Source organism: Paenibacillus sp. FSL H8-0282, from assembly GCF_037963825.1.
GTDB classification, from domain to species: Bacteria; Bacillota; Bacilli; order Paenibacillales; family Paenibacillaceae; genus Paenibacillus_AQ; species Paenibacillus_AQ odorifer.
The window spans coordinates 5583880-5601238 of sequence record NZ_CP150146.1; the positions used below are offsets into that span (position 1 = coordinate 5583880).

The following is a 17359-nucleotide window of genomic DNA, read 5'->3' on the forward strand; positions in this document are numbered from 1 at the left end:
GTATCTTTTCTTTACCTATTCATGTTCGCCTAACAAAGCTCCGCTTTAGGGTCACTCTGATTATCATAATACTGTGAGTTTGTAAGTGTCTATGTATTGGTAATTAATTACACAAAAAAGAGGCTGATCCTTATGCTATCCCTTAAGAATCTTAGCCATCAAGATTACCTATATAGTGAGCCGGCGGTGCATAGTGTAGGCGGAATGGACTGAGGATTGCGTTGAGGATTACGCTGAGAATTGCGCTGAGAATTGCGTTGAGGATTGCGCTGAGGATTACGCGGAGGATTACGCGGAGGATTACGCGGAGGATTACGCGGAGGATTACGCGGAGGATTGCGCGGAGGATTGCGCTGAGGATTACGCGGCATTACGCGTTTAATTGTATTTAGTACACTTATAATGCATCAAATCACTCGGCCAAAGGATATAAGTGTATTTCGTACACTTATATTCTTGCTTTTCTCGCCAATAGGTGAATTCTCTAGTTTTTAGTTGCAGAGAATGCAATTAAAGATACACATTCACCTTTTGCATAAGAAATAGCTGTATAGAATGCAGTTATTTTGCGGATTCCAGCAAGAATCGGCGCACAAAAAATGCTAAGAGAATACTGGAAACTGCATTTGCCAGATAGAGATGCTTTAGTCAATCCGCCGCGCTGCAAACTAAAAAACCAGGCAGCGATTCTCCAATCGTCGGAGAATCGCTGCCTGGCTGTCTTTTTAACACTTATTGACCAATGATCTGATCAGTCTTTCCTTGCAGCTCAACTAGCTTCATGATCACCGAAGCCGCCAGCGCTTTTGTTACATTCTGCTGCGGATTAAACTTGCCGTTGTCATCCTTTAAGAGTCCCAATTTCACAACAAGAGCCACGGCCCCCTTATTGTTTATAGCTGAGCTATCACTAAACTGACTTACAGTCACATCTTTATCAAGATAAGCTGTGAGTTTATTGTATTTCAAGAAATTAGCCAGATGAACAGCAAGCTGTTCCCGGGTTAACTTACTCTCTACTTGCAGGCTTTCATCCTTATTGATCCATTTACGATCTGCTGCAAAAATAACTGCATCATAATATGAATTCTCTGGCTTCACGCCTGCCACAGTTTTTCGTTCATTATTATTATAATAATTGGTGAAATTCGGACTAGAAGCTTTGGCAAGATAGGATAACCAATCACCGACAGTTATTTCTTGATCCGGGTTCACTTTGCCATCGGCATCCGGTGTAATCACATGGTGGTTTACCAATTCTGATAATTCCCGCTCTGCTGTATGACCTTTGATGTCCGTTGCAGATAGTTGAGCATCCTGCTGACCGAGGTAATCATACACCGCAACCCATTTTCCAGTGGCTGCATCCAAAACCTGATTCAATCCGTTAGATTCATCAAAGGTTGTATCATATACCAGCTTCACCTTCGGTGCGACATAGTTACTATAAGTATTGTATCCACCAACCTGAGTATATTTCAGCTTAGTCTGATATTTAGGCTTATAACTTTCGAGCGCTTCTTTCTTGGAAATTGTTGCATCAGGCGATAATGTGATTCCATCGATACCGCTTATCCGATTCCCCATGTAAGAAGTCAGTCTGCCGTAAAGATCCAAACTTACCGTAATGGTGCTGTCACTCACAGGAATTCCTTGATGATATCTAATAAACTGGTATCCATATCCTGATCCGTCTGAAGTCAAACTCGAATTATCCCCGTATTCTACCAGCTTTAGCTTCTGGCTCGCCTGAGGATATAGACTATTAATTATACTAAGCGCTTTCACCTTCGCTTCAGCCTCACTAAGCTTCTTACCTCCAGCAGGTGCCGGCTCTTCCTTCTTCTTATCCTGAATAGCACCATAAGCTTGAACCTGGTACTGCAATACTTCACCGGTCTTTGCATCGATCTCAGCAGAGGATTGTTCTGGAAAGCCAGCACCAATGTAACGATCATTTCCATTACTGCCCCAGTATAGCTGCCAGATTTTTCGATCTGAATCCTGATAGTCATTTCTCAAGGTTTGCGAGATCAATTTACGATCTGCCGGGATATAAGCAACCTTCTCTACAAGCTGTGCTGCTTCTTTTGCAGAAAGCTCTGTACTAGAACTTCTTGCCTGAAAAACATCCTTGCTCTTCGCTACTTCTGAATACACGACTGAGGTGGATACGGATTCTTTTCCTTCATAATCTATCCGCTTGCCCGTTAATGCATCGATAGGATATAGAGACTGATCTATTGGACGCCAGCCTAGGATCCAGTTGTTAGGTTTTCCGTTCTTATAAATAGGAATGTAAAATAGGCCCACATCAAACTGTTCCGCAAATTGCTTCTGTGCTTGTTCCAAGGTAATCTTGGGCTGTGCAGACGGGTACTCAAGCCCTTGAGAAGACTTAGAGAATTGCGTTACAGTTCCGTTACCATCCACAACTATGTTAATGCTGTCCGATCCAGAAGGAATACCATTTTTCAGAATACTGAAGTTATATCCATATTGAACAGGACCGAATAATGATTCCGAAAAATAACTATAACCAACATTCTCATTTAATTGCAGCTCACTGCTCTTAACCGATGAGGCTGCCTTAGCCACAAAAGTCTTGGCGATCTCCAATGCCTGAGTCTGCGATACTTTCGGTGGATAATAGGATTCGTTCTTCTCCTGGGAGAATGAGAGATAGGTGTTGATGATATCACCATTAATGGCGTCTACCTCACTGCTAAAACCATATCCTATATTCCCTTCTTGAACCTGCCACTGAATATGCCAGATCATTTGATTTGCTGGAGCTGGGTAGCTTTGGTTAGATCCCAGTTGAACATTGTTTACAGTTGCATCTTTTAGAGATGGGAATAGTTCTTTTAACTTTGCAATGGCTTGCTCCTGCGTGAATTTCACTTTTGCAGGATCAGCCTCAGATTTCGTAGTCGTAGCTGGAGCCGCTGATTGCGTACTAACCTGCGTTACGGAAGTGTTGCTGCTAACAGATATAGAATCGGCTGCGGCTAAGCCAGGGGGTAAGAGTAACGCGAGTGCAACGGAAGTGATTAATACCGTTTTAGCTGTTTGATGAACAAAAAGAGTACTATTGCTTTTCAAAAGAATTCATCCTCCTCTAACACGTGATTCATATTATTATACAGATATTTTCTTGTATTTTCCATAATTATTTAACGACAGGAAATTACGACATTTTTGTGATGTGAGCTATAATGGTAAACAGTTGCAGCTATAATTCATCTAGAAAGGGGGTCACCGACATTACTGACTGGAACCTTCAGCCGCTTATTGACGGTATTACTAACCTAGACATTCGCAGTTGTTTGATCATTCAACATGGAGAACCCATACTGGAGCATTACCGCGATCCACAAATCGCTGAAGAGCTTGGCAAAATCAACTCGTGCACCAAAAGCATACTCTCCGCCTTAGTTTGCATAGCCATAGATAAACAAATGATTCCACCTCCAGACACACCTATTTCTTTATTTTTTCCTTCATTAAAAGAAGATCGTGACCCACGTAAAAGAGAGATCACTATCGAACATTTATTAACGATGACCGGAGGCTTTAACTGGACAGAGTTTGGTGGGCAGAATTCTTTTCCGGCCATGACTAAAACCGCAGACTGGATAAAATTTGTGCTTGCACAGCCATTAGCTCATACACCAGGAACCGTGATGACTTATAACTCAGGCTCCTCTCAGCTCTTGTCCGCAATCCTGCGTGATTGTGCTGGACAGGCGGTTGCAGAATTTGCCGAAGACCAGCTGTTTCAACCACTTGGCATTCAAAGCTATCACTGGGAGAGCGATCCGCAAGGCATACATACCGGTGGGTTCGGACTTCATCTGAAGCCGGAGGATATGCTGAAATTCGGCTTACTTTATTTGCAAGAGGGACGCTGGAAGGATCAGCAGATCCTTTTTCCAGATACAATTCAGCAATCTACTCGCCCTTACGTTGAAGCCAATCATCCGCAAAAAGGATTCTACGGCTGGCATTGGTGGGTATCCCAATTCAATGTAGGTTCAGAGCAACAGCCGAACGAGATCCCTTATTATTTTGCACTCGGCTTTAAAGGGCAGCATATCATTGTAGTTCCTGCATACGAGCTGGTTGCCGTTATCACCGCGGATAAGTACAAAAAAGGCTCTCCTGCAAATGTTTTCGGCCGATTTATTGTGCCGGCTCTTCTAGGGCAGTAAGAACCAGGAATCACATGCAGTTCTATGTGTGGATACCACACAATCCATAAAGCAGCCGCAGCCATAGACTGATAAAGTCTTGGGCTGTCGCTGTTAGTTTTGTACAAATGATCGCTATTAATTTTTCTTCAACTCGTTTGCTGCAAGCTTAAATGACACCAAATTTCTTTAATGCGTAGGCTATCCCGCCTTCACTTGCTTTTTTTGTAACAAAATCGGCTTTTTGTTTTAACTGTTCCGCACCGTTTCCCATCGCAATGCCCAATCCCACATACTCCAACATGTCGATATCATTCCCACCGTCACCAAACGCGATAGCCTCTGACTTGCAAATATTCAGATAATCCAGCACTTGTTTAATCGCCGTTGATTTAGAAACTTTTGTTTCTTCAAGCACATTCATAACGTATCCGTGAAAACGTTCGAACCATAATTCAGGAAATCTTGGGATACTTCTATCAATTTCACTCACTAGAGTACCGTCCACATCAAAAAATACAATCTTATACATATTATGAAATAAGCCTCCCCGTTCGATCGTAACTAGATAGATTATATTTCATGGGATCTAAAACAAGAAGGAAGCCGATCACACGGATCAGCTTCCTTCTTGTTTTCTTATTCAGCTTCAGCACAACAAGCTTACGTCGTTAATTTTGCATATACCACAAAAAATAACATCATTTCACCAATGATCAGGTAATTAGGTATAAGGAACAACAAATCTACTGCGAAAAAAACACCAAGTAAACCTAATAATAACGTCAAATGGAATATCCCTAACCGTTGCTGTATACGTCTATATTTATGGAAGACCAGTGAGGTAGAGAAGAAGTAGAGCAGGACCGATCCAAAAATAAAACACACCATAAATGTATAATTTAATTGATCTAAAAATAGCAGTTGGATCGACGCTGCAATCATACTCAAGGATACATAAATAAATAAATGCCCGTAAATTATGGTTTGCCCGGCAGTCTCTATAGTCTTATCCACTTTCTTTTCAACATTATCAAAATATTGCCACCACATAGCTATAATTAATAGAAAAGTTAATAATGCAAATACAATAGAATGCCACGTCCAGTGGCTAGACTGTAAAACCGCAAGGATACTGACCACTGATTCCCCAAGCAGAATAAGCGTAAACAACGAAAAGCGTTCCAATAAATGATGAGTATTGATCGGACTTTTTACCAAGTATTTCCTGCCTACTAATGGAAGCAGAATGTCTACAGTAATTCCCGCATACAAAACTACATAACGCATCCAAGAGTCAAAGAAAAGTGATAAAGAAGAGATCACTAATCCAATCCAAAATCTGCTTCCCAAATACCGGGCAGTGCCCTTTCTATCAGCCGCTTCATTCTTATTTATCGTAAGATATTGAATGGCTGTCATAGCTCTTAAACCAACATAACCTATTAAGAATGGCATATAATATTGATCAAAATTAACCGATAAACTCGCCGTCATTATTAATACAAAAAATAATTGTAGAATCAAGAATATCCGATGTGAAAAGATATCTTGCCCAAACCGATTCACAAAAAGAGATTGCCCTACCCAAGCCCACCAGATCGGAATAAATATTAAGATAAATTTGGATAAGTATTCAAGTGGAATTGTACCCGCCTCTACATGCAATAGGACATGGCTCGCTTTTGAAACTGCTGCTACAAAAAGCAGATCATAAAATAGCTCCAGCCAAGTAACTTTCTTCTCAGCAATGGATACTGTACTGTGCTCAAATCCCGATGTGCGTTTATTCATCGTCTGACTCCCTTGGTTTGGATGTGTATTTCTAATACAGTTTATCGAATACTTATCCATCTTAACCGAATTGATATACTAATTTGAAGACCCTTTACCTAAAAATAAAACCAGCAAGTCTCCACACAGGGAGCTTGCTGGTTTTTAGTAAATAAAGTTATTCCCCGGCAATACCGGAGCGTTCCACACTTTCTACAAAATGACGCTGTACGAACAAATACAGAATCAGAATTGGCAGAATGGTTAGAATACACGCCGCCATAACCTGATTCAGTCCAGTTGGGGCCATCCCAATAGAACCCGAAGTCATTTGCGACATCGTCTCCGCTGCCTGATTATTGGAACCATAAAACATCGCTAATCGCTGCGACAGATTATAGAAATCCGGTGTTGTTAAATACGTATTCGGTTCAAAGCTGTCATTCCAGTGCCATACCACAGAGAACAAGAATACGATCAGCATTGCCGGCTTGGCGATAGGAAACATGATTTTCCAGTACGTTCTGAATGCGCCTGCACCGTCGATACATGCTGCTTCCTCCAACACTTTAGGCATTCCGCGGTAGAACTGAATAAAGATCAGTACGAATAATGCCCCCTTCAACCCGTGCCCAAACATAGAAGGAACCACAAACGGCAAATGTGTATTAATCCACCCCAAGTCACTAAAGAACAAATACAGTGGCACAACAATCGTCTGCGGTGGAACTAGAAAAGTAAACAGCAGCAGAACGAAACACACTGCGTAGCCTGGAAAACGGTATCTGGCAAAACCATAACCGATTAAGGAACAGCTTAAGATTTGCAGAACCGCACTCCCGAAGGAAATAATCGCACTATTTGCGAACCCGGCCCAGAATTTAAGCGAATCCCATGCCAGAAAATAGTTGCCAAAACTTATCTTTTTCGGAAGCCATTGCACTGTGGCATCAGCTACGTCTGTTACTTGCATCATGGATTTGGATACCATGTATAACAAGGGATATAGGAATACGAACGTTAAGCTGAGAATAACCAAGTAATAAAAAGCGATATTCAGCACCTGAAGCGAACGTTTCACGACCCTGTCCAGCTTGCCGCTTGCTTTTAGACGAGTTGTCAGATGTTCCATGTTCGTTGTCCGAACCTGCTTTACGGATTCCTTCAACATCTTCTACTTCCTCCCTTCGGTGGCACCGAGCGACTTGCTGAATAACAGGAAGACCAAACCCAGAACCAAGAAAATAAACACAAAATAAATCCAGCCCATCGCTGAGCCATATCCAAAATCATTATTCTTAAAGACGACATTCAAAATATGACTCATGATTTGATTATCTGCCTTCGTGAATGAGCTGACGATACTAAACAACGTGTTTACGAGCATCATCGGCATAATCATCGGGAAGGTGATTTTCCAAAAACTCTCCCACGCGGTTGCTCCATCACATTTGGCCGCTTCATACAGTGAAACAGAAATCGTCTGTAACCCCGCTAGAAAAATCAGAATTTGCACGCCAGAATCCCACATCACCAGCGTTAAAGATTCTGCATATTTCAGCAATGACTTCAAAATGTCGCCGGGGATAAAGTTATGGAGCTTATCATATAAATCCTGATTATAAAAAATTGGTAAATTTGCGGCACCCTGATCCATCAATTTGCCCAGAATCGCCCCTGAAGCAATGATGACCGGCAAAAAGAACACGCCACGAAAAAAGGTTTTTCCTACGAGTCCGCGATTTAGCAGAATCGCACAAAAGAGCGAAAAGATAAGAATTAACGGAACCTGAGTCACCGTCGACACCATCGTCGATTTCAGCAGAGGCAAGAAATTAACATCTGTAGTAAAAGCGGCGCGATAATGCTCCATCCCAACAAAAGTGGCCAGTAAACCGCCTTTGCTCACTTGGAGATCCTGAAAGGAATAATACAAGGAACGGCCCAGCGGAACAGCCATAAACACCAGAAATCCGACCAGCCACAGGCCGATGAAGGAATATCCTTCAACGAAATAACGCGCTCGCATCGATAGCTTTGATTTTTTCACTTCATCATCCTCCTGTTACCGCATAGCTGAATGCCTCGACGGTCTGACCAGACACGTCAACGGACTGCTCATTATAGTTGACTATAATGCTCACACCGTTTGCATAAGTCGTCCGAAAGACCTTACTTTGCAGCTGCTCATGATTCGTCATTTGCTGGTTGCTAATGCTGTCATAGACCTCTTTCAATGTGAGATAATTCTGCACAGAAGGTGCCAGCCAGTTCTCAAGACTAGAGCTGAACAGCCGGTCTGCCATGGTTCTCTGAAGATCGCTAGTCGGAGCATAGGTTAATTCATAACTTGGAAGGGCTCCATATTCCAGCGCCCGTAAGGTTTGGTTACGGGAATCATCGTACAGATTAACCGGGCTTGCTGTATAAGGCACTAAGCCGTGTAACACCAGTTGATAAAAAGGAATCGCCCGATCTGTATAGACAAATTGACTGGAGTCGAGCGGCACCTGATCAATCCGGTTCACATGTCCTAATGTATAGGCAAAACCATAATCTACTGCCGTGTTAAGCTCACCCTTACGGAAGTTATCCAATGCATTAACATAAGTATCTTCTGTAAGCTGGCGGTCCGTATTGGATTTATTATCCTCATCGGAGTATAGCAAGCTTCCAAAGTGTTCAAACTGCACACCCTTCACACCCAGATCCTGAAACTTGCTTAACTCAGCATTACTGCGTTTTGCGATAACACTAGGTTTCATTAAATAAAAATAGTCATCCGTATTCCACCGGGTAGAGAGATAATAGACGTACTGCTTCAAGACTTCACGATTAATACCGCGCACAGCATCTCTGCTTGCCTTCACGCCGTTGCTATCTTGGTAAGGTTTCACGTAGTTAGCTTTCAAATAAAGATTTACGCCCTTGCCTGCGGCATATTCCTGAAGCTCTTTTAGTCCCTTATTGCCTCCCAGCTTCTTCTCAACAGGGAATTGTTCTGGCTGGTTTCCGTATAAACCATTTTTGGACCATCCCTCGATCGTAATCTCTAGCTGAGTAACACCCTCTGCCTGATATTGATCAATCATGTCCTTGATTTGTTTAAACGTAGCTGCTTCTATAAAAGTTGAACCGATGACTTCATCACGTGAAATCCCACCGAGCACTTGAAGATACAATGGCGTGTTCTCAAGAACTACTTCCTTGACCTTTTTCTCTTCCATTAAGTAATTACGGTATTCCTTCGCCATCCCAACGTAGTTGGCTTCCTCGCCTTGGAGCAGAACATAACGTACGCTACGATCGGTTTTGATCATCTCACCCTGATAATAAGGAATTTGGCCGGAATTGCCGACAAAAATAACATCATCCTTGCGCAGGGTAAATTCACTTGATGCTCTATAAAGCGAAATAGCGCGAATGCCTGATGGAACACCGTTGATTTTAGCGTCGGTATCTCCCTTAGTAACAATTGCTAAATATCCTGTGTCTCCCTGATAGATCCCAAACACTGGCAAAGCGATAGCTTTTTTAAGAGGTGCCGCCTTTTGCCAAGAGTTATCCGTAATTTCATGATTTTGTTTCACGAAGGTTTCGTCCCCGCCGTAAATGTATTCAGAATAACCTTTCAAATAAGCGGGATGATCTTTCCGAAACTCCAGCAATGCCCCTGAACCATCTGGAAGCATCATTGCCCCCTCTGCATCTTCTCTAGCCGCATGAAAAAATGGCAGCACCTCCAGACTCGTGAATTTCGCATTCCCCTCTTCCTTCAAATACTCCTGTGGAATGGAAGCCTCAAATCCATTAGCAGTCAGTCTGTACTCCAGAGCAAAAGAAAGCTTCAGGCTAATAAAAGCAAACTCCGCGCGGACGACATCTTGCTCAATCGTTACGGTAACCGTCGAGTCTTCATCTTTAAGTGGGTAGACCTGTGTAATGTCAGCCCCCTGTGTGTATCTGGCATAAATTGGCGCGGTCGTATATTTCTTAATATTTGGCATGGCTGTTCGCTCCAGCTGTGGAGATCCAAGCCACTCCTTGTTTGTGATTTTGTCTGTGATGCGAAGATTTCCCGATTTCTCATCTACATATAAAATATAGCGTTCGTTCTCCAGTGCTTTTGTTCCAAGCGTGACCGGCTGCAGCTCAACCTTCTGAACAAGTGCTGCTACAGCTGCTGGAGCCTGCTCTTCTGCCGGAGCCGTGGTCTCCTTTTCTTGCACAGCAGTGGCCTGCCCTTCAGCTGGTTCAGTCACCACCGATGTTTCCTCTTGCCCAACCTCTTTGCTTTCTTCAGTCTGAACAGACTGCGCAGCGGTAGACGGATCGGCGGAACTGTGTAGGGGTTGAACATTTATCACTGCGAACAGCATCATCACAACAATACAGAGAATGCCCCGCACTTTAACTTTTTTTCTCATCGTGTTACCTTTCCCTCCTTACGCGCGCAATCTCAACTCTTTGAGCAGATCGACAATAAATGAAACAAATTGATTGGAAATACCAAACAGCAAAATGCCTACAAACCAGATAATGGCGATCCCTATTACACTGATTATGGTGATAAAAATAACCTTGCGAATCTCAAAATCATGCAGGATCTTCACCTTCATTAAAATCAACCAAGCCACCCAAAGAATCACAAACTTGTGCAGCAGATTGAAGGTTGAAGCCTCATCCAGCGAAAGGACCAACGTTAGCAGTGTGACTGGGATGATAAAGAGCATGTATGGAACAAGCGCAAAGGCACTGCCCACAAAAATCTCTTTAAATTTCCCCTCACCATCCATAATCGTACTGACACCCCAGTTCGAGACACACCAGGTCAACCAAGGAACGATAAGCCAAATAAACTCATGAAACATAGAGATTTCATGCGGCTCTCTAGTTTGAAAAGCATACCCTGTAATCAGAATCGAGATCATTCGTGCCACAAAGGTCAGTAGAACGATGGCAATCCCCTGTATCCAGCGGATACGCTGCTTTCCTTGAATATCGTTATAGAACTGATAAGGATGAACTACAACCTGATGAATCATTCGCAAAGTGTTCATCCAATCTCCCCCTTTGCCGGTTCCAAAACTGCCTTGTTTCCTCTATACAGCCAGGCATGGAATCTCCGGTATAATCTCGGTGCACTCCAGAACAGTACTAAGAACAGTCCAATTCCGCCGGCGAAGAAATAAGTAAAGTGCTCCCGGATATACAATTTACGATATTCGCGGAAAGCGGATGAATAGTCAGCTTTGGAATTTGAAAGCTTGAAATAGCTCATAGATTCCTTATATTGCTCTGCTTTATAAAGCGCTTTGCCGATAGCCTGATAAGCCATATCATAATTGGCGTTTAATCGCAGCACCTCTTGCCATAAGGATTGCGCTTCGTCATAGCTGCCATCTACATATAGCAAAGATGCCTGATGAACCAAATCCGCAAACGGCGTGGTCCGGAAGCGATCGATTCTGCCCCGTCCTTTATCCACTACATAGATCAGACCATCAGCGGTTTGATCTACGGCGGAAGGAGTCACGAATAGTCCATTCTGATCCCCGATCCCGCCGAAGCTGAATAACAAATTCCCCAGCTTGTCATATTGGAAGACTTTACTGGACTGCAAATCCAGCGCGGTTATAAACCCGTTCTTATCAATACTGATGCCCATAAAAGAAGCCATACTGAATGGACCCTCGGAGTAATAATCACCGTACCAGTGTTTACCAATGTTCAGCGTATCTACGCCTACCGGAGATAACCGTTTGATCTGGTTATACTCTTCGCCCAGGGTCGTGCTGTAGATAAATCCTTCTTCATCCAGATCCACGTTGGAGAACTCAGAAGGTTTAACGGTCGCCAGCTGGTTCTGCTGCTCTTTGGTGGCCACCAGCTTAATTAAGAGTCGTGTCCAGGAGAAGCCTACATGGTTCGCTCCATAGAACCCCTTGAACTTACCGCCCGAGTCAATTTGCAGCAACCCCTGCGTGTTACCATCGCTCACCACATACATATAATCACGCTTATCTACAACTAATTTAGAAGGAGAATAAGAGAAATTAGCACCCAGTAATGGGCTATCCGGTTTTAGAAACTCTTTTACAAACTTGCCATTTTTATCAAAAATAGCAATACGCGCGTTTTTTGTATCTGCTACATATACCGTTCCATCCTCTTTCACGAATACACCCTTCGGCTCCTGCAGCTTGCCGCTGCCTTCCGTATCACCGATCAAATTTAGCAGACGACCGTCCTTATCCATATGAACAATCCGGCTATTGCCCGTGTCTACTACGTAGAGTGAATCGTCATCACTAATAAAGAGAGATTCCGGATTTTTGAAGGACCCCGTATCTGTTCCTGTTGGATCGATAGAAGAATCGTAGAGATAACCATTAATCGAGCGGACCTCATTGCCGGACTGATTCCACGTATACCCCTCATACGGGGCTTCGCCAGCTAGCGCCTGCCCTGGAAGCAGCAGCACTGGCAGTGTCAGCGTCACCAGTAGCCCTGTTAGCAGCATTTTTTTCATATTGCGTCCTATCATCATTACTCCCCCTATTCCTTCAGCCCCGAATGGGCCATTGTCTGAAGCACCATCCGCTGCGTTAATATAAAGACAAGAATAGTCGGGAGAATCATCAAGAAGCTTGCTGCTGCCAAAGTACCTACCCTAGCAACGACTCCGGCTCCACCACTGATGGTTTGGATGGCAAGCGGCAATGTCTTCATTTCCTGAACAGTCGTATACACCATTGAAGGATACGGATCATTCCAAGCAGAAATAAAGCTAAATAAAGCAAAAGTCGAAATCGCCGGCTTAAGCATTGGCATCACAACCACCCAGAATACCTTCCATTCTGAAGCCCCGTCTATGCGGGCCGCCTCTAATAAAGCATCTGGAAGCTGCCGCAGGAACTGGGTCATAAGAAACATTCCCATCGGTGCAGCCAGATAAGGTAAGATCATTGCAAAATACGAATTCATTAATCCGCTGCGGCTAATCAGCAGATATTGCGGTATTTGCAATACTAAGGGTGAAAACATCAGCGCCGCCACAATCATACTAAAGATAGCGCTTTTAAATGGCATATTGTGCTTGGCAAGCGGATAAGCCGCCATTGCTGAAATTAAGACACCCCCGACCACAATCCCCGATGTAACGACCACGCTATTGAAAATAAACCGTGAGAACGGCACCGCCGAAGTTCCGGTAATTAACAGCAAATCACGAAAGTTCACCAACGTCGGATTCACTACGAAAAACCGCGGGGGGAACAGGAATAGTTCGCTTGTTGGTTTTAAAGCAGTCACTGCCATATAGACAAGTGGCAGCAGCATAATTAGGCCAAACACCGTTAAGAACAGATATAAAAAGATGCCGCCATAGTCAATACGCCGTAAATTTATTTTGTGCATCCTAATCCCTCCCCAGCACTTTGAAGATGAGACGGTTGAGCCCAAGCATCAAAGCGAACAGTAATACAGCAATCGCTGACGCATATCCCATCTCAAAGCGGATAAATGCGTAGTCGAACAGATGCGCCATAATCGTATGGCCTGCATAAAGGGGACTCGGAAATCCAACAAGCCGCATACTGACGTCAAATACGGTAAGCGAACCGACCACCTGCATCACCGCACCGAATAATAGCTGCGGTTTGACGCATGGAATCGTAATGTACCAAAGCTCCTGCCAGCGGTACTTGACCCCATCAATTGAGCCAGCTTCATATAAATCTGTCGGTACATTTTGAAGTCCGGCCAGAAAAGCAAGGAAACCTACCCCCATACTCATCCATAAGGAAACTATGATGATCACCGGTACGATCGAATCTACATTTTGTAGAAATAAATAAGGTTCATTGATAATCCCCAGCTGAATGAGCCAGTGATTGAGCAACCCCTTGCGGTCGCCGGCGAACAAATACAACCAAACCACGGACATTGCTACTGCACTTGTAATCGATGGCACATAGTAGCATAGGGTATAGAAAAAGCGGAACTTCTGCGGAATCTGGCTAATCAGCCAGGCCAGCAAGAAGGCCATAATATAACCTATCGGACCTGTAATAATGGCAAATTTTAGCGTAATCCCAACAGCTTTAAGAAAGATATCATCGTCTACAAACAACAGCTTATAGTTAGAGAAGCCAATGAATCTCGGTGTCTCAATAATGTTGTAATAGCTGAAGCTTAAAACGACGGACATGATAATAGGAACAATAGTAAAAACGGTGAATAGAATCAGGAAAGGGGCCAAGAAATAATAGGAAACTTTATTTTTCTTGATATCCAACCAAAGCTGCGCCCATTTCCCGGGAGTTTTCGTCGGCTGCATCTGTACGGCTTCGTTCTGTGCCGGTGTGATTATTTCACTACTCATTTCTGACCTCCTTCCTCTTTAGCGCTTGAAGTCTGGGAAGTTTCAATTCCAAACTCTTCGCGTTTCTTACTAAGCTCTTTATTGATTTCACGCACACCTTGCTCCATCGCCTCCCGCGGGAATTTACCGTTGAGCACAATTTCATTCCAGATGTTGGCGATATGCCGGGTCGTGTAATATCCTCCAAGCACCACTTCGCGCTCTTTAAACCACTCCCACTGTTCCATAATGGCGTCGATATCATCTTGCTGCCACGGCAGACGTTTGAGCGCTTCAACATTGGCTGTATTCCAACGAGCTTCAACACCCAGCAAAGACTCAAGCTCTGAGCCGAAGTTCTCCTGTGCATCCGCACTGGTCCACCATTTCAAGAACTCCCAAGACTCTTCTTTCATATCCGTATCCTTAAAAATAATTCCTGTCTGTGCAAGCCCGCCTGTAGAACGGTTAATCTGTCCATCGGCTTGTTCAATACCCGGCATTGGTTTCATGCCCCACCAGCCTGTCAATTCAGGTGCGGCAGTAGATAACAGGATGTATGTGGAATAATCAGCAACGCCGATTGGCATCTCTCCAGAACGGAAACGGTTATAGAAATCCGCTTGTTTCTGCAGCTTGTAGTTCGTAAAGAGTCCCGTCCACATTTTCATAGCTGTCAGAGCTTCTGGTGAATCCAGATCAGACAACATCCCATTATTCTTATAGAAATCTCCACCATACTGGAATAAGAACGGCGCAAACTCATTAATGGCTAGACTCGGATTGTTCGGGGCATGTGGATAATAGAAGTCCATCCCGTTTTGTTGCAGCACAGGAATCAGTTCCATAACCTCTTGCCACGTATTCGGAATATCCTTCTCGCTAATGCCCAGCTGTGCCATAATATCTTTCCGGTAAAAGAGCATCGTGAAGTTCTGATTCTCCGGCAATGCGAAGTCTCCGTTATCATACTTATAAGGAATCAGTGCGCCCGCTCTGAAACGTTCAGCAACCTCTTGATAATCCGAGAATTCATTCAGATTCACGAGTGAATTCCGCACCGCGAAGTCAATCGGCACTTCACCCTCAACCCCCAGTGCCACATCGGGAGCAAGTCCGGCAGTATTGGCTAATAACAGAATCTGCTTCTGATCCGCTGCAAGTGTAGGAATAATATTGACGTTCACCTTGATGCCCGTGTTTGGTGTAAAGTCCTCATCCACCATTTGCTTAATGATCTCCGCCCAATCACGTCCACGAGAGATCCAGACATCCAGCACCTTTTCATTTTTGTACGTATTTCCTATGCCGCTGTAATCCTTTGTAAAAGAACTAAAGAAGTCATACGTCATCGTCCCTACACGGGTATACCAAGGAGCCGCGTCTTTAGGCCATGGCTGATCTTCCGACTTCACTTCAATATAGTCCATTACAATACTCTGCTTCATTAATCCGTTGACCCATAAGCCAAGCGATGACTGCAGATCCGTAAATTGCTGAAGACGACCTGGAATACTTGAGGTATCCTTCGCCATTTCCAGGAACCGATCACGTGCTTCATAAAGCGTACTCAGCTCAGAGCTTCCATCAGCAACGCCAAAAGCATACATATCCTGCACAGCATCATCCAACGTCCGCGCCATCAAATGTAAACGTGGCACAAGATTAGGAATGTTCTGCTCCAGCTGCCAATCCCCGTTTGGATCAGGGTTCGTTCCCGTTACCTGCGTGATTTCACGTCCCAAAAGAGACATTTTATGTGTAGTGTTCAGCACAGCTTCAATCATTCCGCCTACACCCGATACTTGAACTTCCATCCGCAACGTATGCTTGCCTTGTTCGAGATAAAAGAAGTATTCTCCGTCCTCATTTCCCAGCTTGTTTACTTGCCATTCCGCTTTGTAAGGGAATTTCAAGGCATTCAGCTCTTGGAACGGTACCTCGCCATCAATCATAATCCGGCGTTCCACCGGTATCCCGTTTAGGAACCACTGGCCGTAACGAATTGCGATATTGTAGAGCCCTGACTCAGGAATCTCGAAATCCCATTCCGCCCATTGTCCACCCGTACGCCACCCGACACCCCCAAAACTATTAAGCACAATAGCATCTTTGTTAAAAGGTTCGGTGAGTGGCTCCCGGTCCTCGATCCGCTTCAGCGTTGGATCTGAACGAAGGGAGGATTCTTCTGCCTGAATTTTGATCACTTGATTCTGAACAGGCTTGTAACCCTTATTCTCATACTCCTGCTTCACTTCCGCATAAGTCGGGAGCGGTTCTGGAGAAAATATTCTCAGTTCACTAAGTGCGGCCGGCTCTCGGATGGCTTCCAGCTTCACCGTATGCTCCCCTTTGGTCAGATAAAAGCGAAAGGGATCCGCAGTTCTGGCCTCGGCATCTCGAAACTCCCGATATTGCCAGCCTGTTACCTCTTCCCGCTTGGGATTAAATTCATTCCCTTGATTGTCCAGCCATGGCTCTGCACTTTCCTTCCACATCCGCTGGAATTCCATTTTTTTTACTTGAGAGAATAAATACTCCCCATCAATCTTTACGCTTCGAATGATCGAGGATCGTTTACCAGGAAGGGCATAATACTCCATCCCCATCTGATACAACCCATCTGCCGGAACCGTAAATGTATATTCCACCCAGCTATCCTCTGCTTTAAGCGCTAGTACCTTGCCGGGTTTTCCACCAAGATCCGTCATTACCTCTGTACCTTCAGAACTAATGGCCTTATAATCCGCCGAAGGAATAGCAAGCGTAAAATCCGATGAGTCCTTTGCTCCATCCTGTTGTTTTTCCTCGTAATAGCTTAAGTAAGAGGCTTCGAGTTTTGAATTCACACTATCGCTTTCTAAAATAGAGCTTTCATCAACATCCGCATAAACGGGGATGCCATCCATCGCTGAATTATCAAACCCTCGTGATTGATTCCACCACACTAGGGAGACTCCTAAAAGTACCAGTAACAACAAACTAATCTTATATTTTCGCAGTATGCGTAACACGCATCGGTCTCCTC

The 17359-nt window shown here is 44.1% G+C and carries 11 protein-coding genes and 1 pseudogene; 1 reads left to right on the forward strand and 11 read right to left on the reverse strand.

What is annotated here, in order from left to right; all coding sequences use genetic code 11:
• Nucleotides 1-732 precede the first annotated feature (732 nt).
• Nucleotides 733-3105 (reverse strand): YcdB/YcdC domain-containing protein, encoded by a 2373-nt coding sequence (locus NST94_RS24205; protein ID WP_339281380.1) that lies wholly within the window; start codon nucleotides 3103-3105, stop codon nucleotides 733-735.
• A gap of 113 nt (nucleotides 3106-3218) precedes the next feature.
• On the opposite strand from NST94_RS24205, the gene NST94_RS24210 reads away from it, so the two are divergent.
• A complete protein-coding gene (locus NST94_RS24210) occupies nucleotides 3219-4214 on the forward strand; it encodes a serine hydrolase (protein WP_339281381.1) in 996 nt (331 codons plus the stop codon).
• 148 nt (nucleotides 4215-4362) lie between these two features.
• On the opposite strand, the pseudogene NST94_RS24215 reads toward NST94_RS24210, so the two are convergent.
• The 10 genes and pseudogenes from NST94_RS24215 to NST94_RS24260 form a co-directional block, all read right to left on the reverse strand.
• Nucleotides 4363-4659, reverse strand: a pseudogene (locus NST94_RS24215) (HAD-IIB family hydrolase); the annotation flags it as partial.
• Nucleotides 4660-4856: 197 nt separating this feature from the next.
• Complete coding sequence (locus NST94_RS24220) at nucleotides 4857-5945, reverse strand: low temperature requirement protein A (RefSeq protein WP_339282160.1); 1089 nt, start codon at nucleotides 5943-5945, stop codon at nucleotides 4857-4859.
• 199 nt (nucleotides 5946-6144) lie between these two features.
• Nucleotides 6145-7137, reverse strand: a complete 993-nt coding sequence (locus tag NST94_RS24225; protein WP_339281382.1) for a carbohydrate ABC transporter permease — start codon at nucleotides 7135-7137, stop codon at nucleotides 6145-6147.
• Between the two features lie 3 nt (nucleotides 7138-7140).
• Nucleotides 7141-8016: a sugar ABC transporter permease gene (locus NST94_RS24230; RefSeq protein WP_081382489.1), complete on the reverse strand. Its 876-nt coding sequence runs from the start codon at nucleotides 8014-8016 to the stop codon at nucleotides 7141-7143.
• Nucleotides 8017-8020: 4 nt separating this feature from the next.
• Nucleotides 8021-10393, reverse strand: coding sequence for a DUF5696 domain-containing protein (locus NST94_RS24235; protein WP_339281383.1), 2373 nt, complete (start codon nucleotides 10391-10393; stop codon nucleotides 8021-8023).
• A gap of 18 nt (nucleotides 10394-10411) precedes the next feature.
• Complete coding sequence (locus NST94_RS24240; protein WP_076129177.1) at nucleotides 10412-11026, reverse strand: YIP1 family protein; 615 nt, start codon at nucleotides 11024-11026, stop codon at nucleotides 10412-10414.
• Nucleotides 11023-12516 carry an NHL repeat-containing protein gene (locus tag NST94_RS24245; RefSeq protein WP_139332089.1) on the reverse strand — a complete coding sequence of 498 codons (1494 nt, stop codon included), beginning with the start codon at nucleotides 12514-12516 and terminating at the stop codon, nucleotides 11023-11025. Before NST94_RS24245 ends, NST94_RS24240 begins: the two co-directional genes overlap by 4 nt.
• Before the next feature lie 8 nt (nucleotides 12517-12524).
• Nucleotides 12525-13385: a carbohydrate ABC transporter permease gene (locus tag NST94_RS24250; protein ID WP_036679629.1), complete on the reverse strand. Its 861-nt coding sequence runs from the start codon at nucleotides 13383-13385 to the stop codon at nucleotides 12525-12527.
• Nucleotide 13386: 1 nt separating this feature from the next.
• Nucleotides 13387-14352, reverse strand: coding sequence for a sugar ABC transporter permease (locus NST94_RS24255; protein ID WP_076129175.1), 966 nt, complete (start codon nucleotides 14350-14352; stop codon nucleotides 13387-13389).
• Nucleotides 14349-17279 (reverse strand): extracellular solute-binding protein, encoded by a 2931-nt coding sequence (locus tag NST94_RS24260; protein ID WP_280753685.1) that lies wholly within the window; start codon nucleotides 17277-17279, stop codon nucleotides 14349-14351. Before NST94_RS24260 ends, NST94_RS24255 begins: the two co-directional genes overlap by 4 nt.
• Between the last annotated feature and the right edge of the window lie 80 nt (nucleotides 17280-17359).

Coding starts and splice junctions, on each gene's coding strand:
- NST94_RS24210 (WP_339281381.1), top strand. CDS start 3,219: ATGGTAAACAGTTGCAGCTATAATTCATCTAGAAAGGGGGTCACCGAC.
- NST94_RS24225 (WP_339281382.1), bottom strand. CDS start 7,137: ATGTTGAAGGAATCCGTAAAGCAGGTTCGGACAACGAACATGGAACAT.
- NST94_RS24235 (WP_339281383.1), bottom strand. CDS start 10,393: ATGAGAAAAAAAGTTAAAGTGCGGGGCATTCTCTGTATTGTTGTGATG.
- NST94_RS24240 (WP_076129177.1), bottom strand. CDS start 11,026: ATGAACACTTTGCGAATGATTCATCAGGTTGTAGTTCATCCTTATCAG.
- NST94_RS24245 (WP_139332089.1), bottom strand. CDS start 12,516: ATGATGATAGGACGCAATATGAAAAAAATGCTGCTAACAGGGCTACTG.
- NST94_RS24250 (WP_036679629.1), bottom strand. CDS start 13,385: ATGCACAAAATAAATTTACGGCGTATTGACTATGGCGGCATCTTTTTA.
- NST94_RS24255 (WP_076129175.1), bottom strand. CDS start 14,352: ATGAGTAGTGAAATAATCACACCGGCACAGAACGAAGCCGTACAGATG.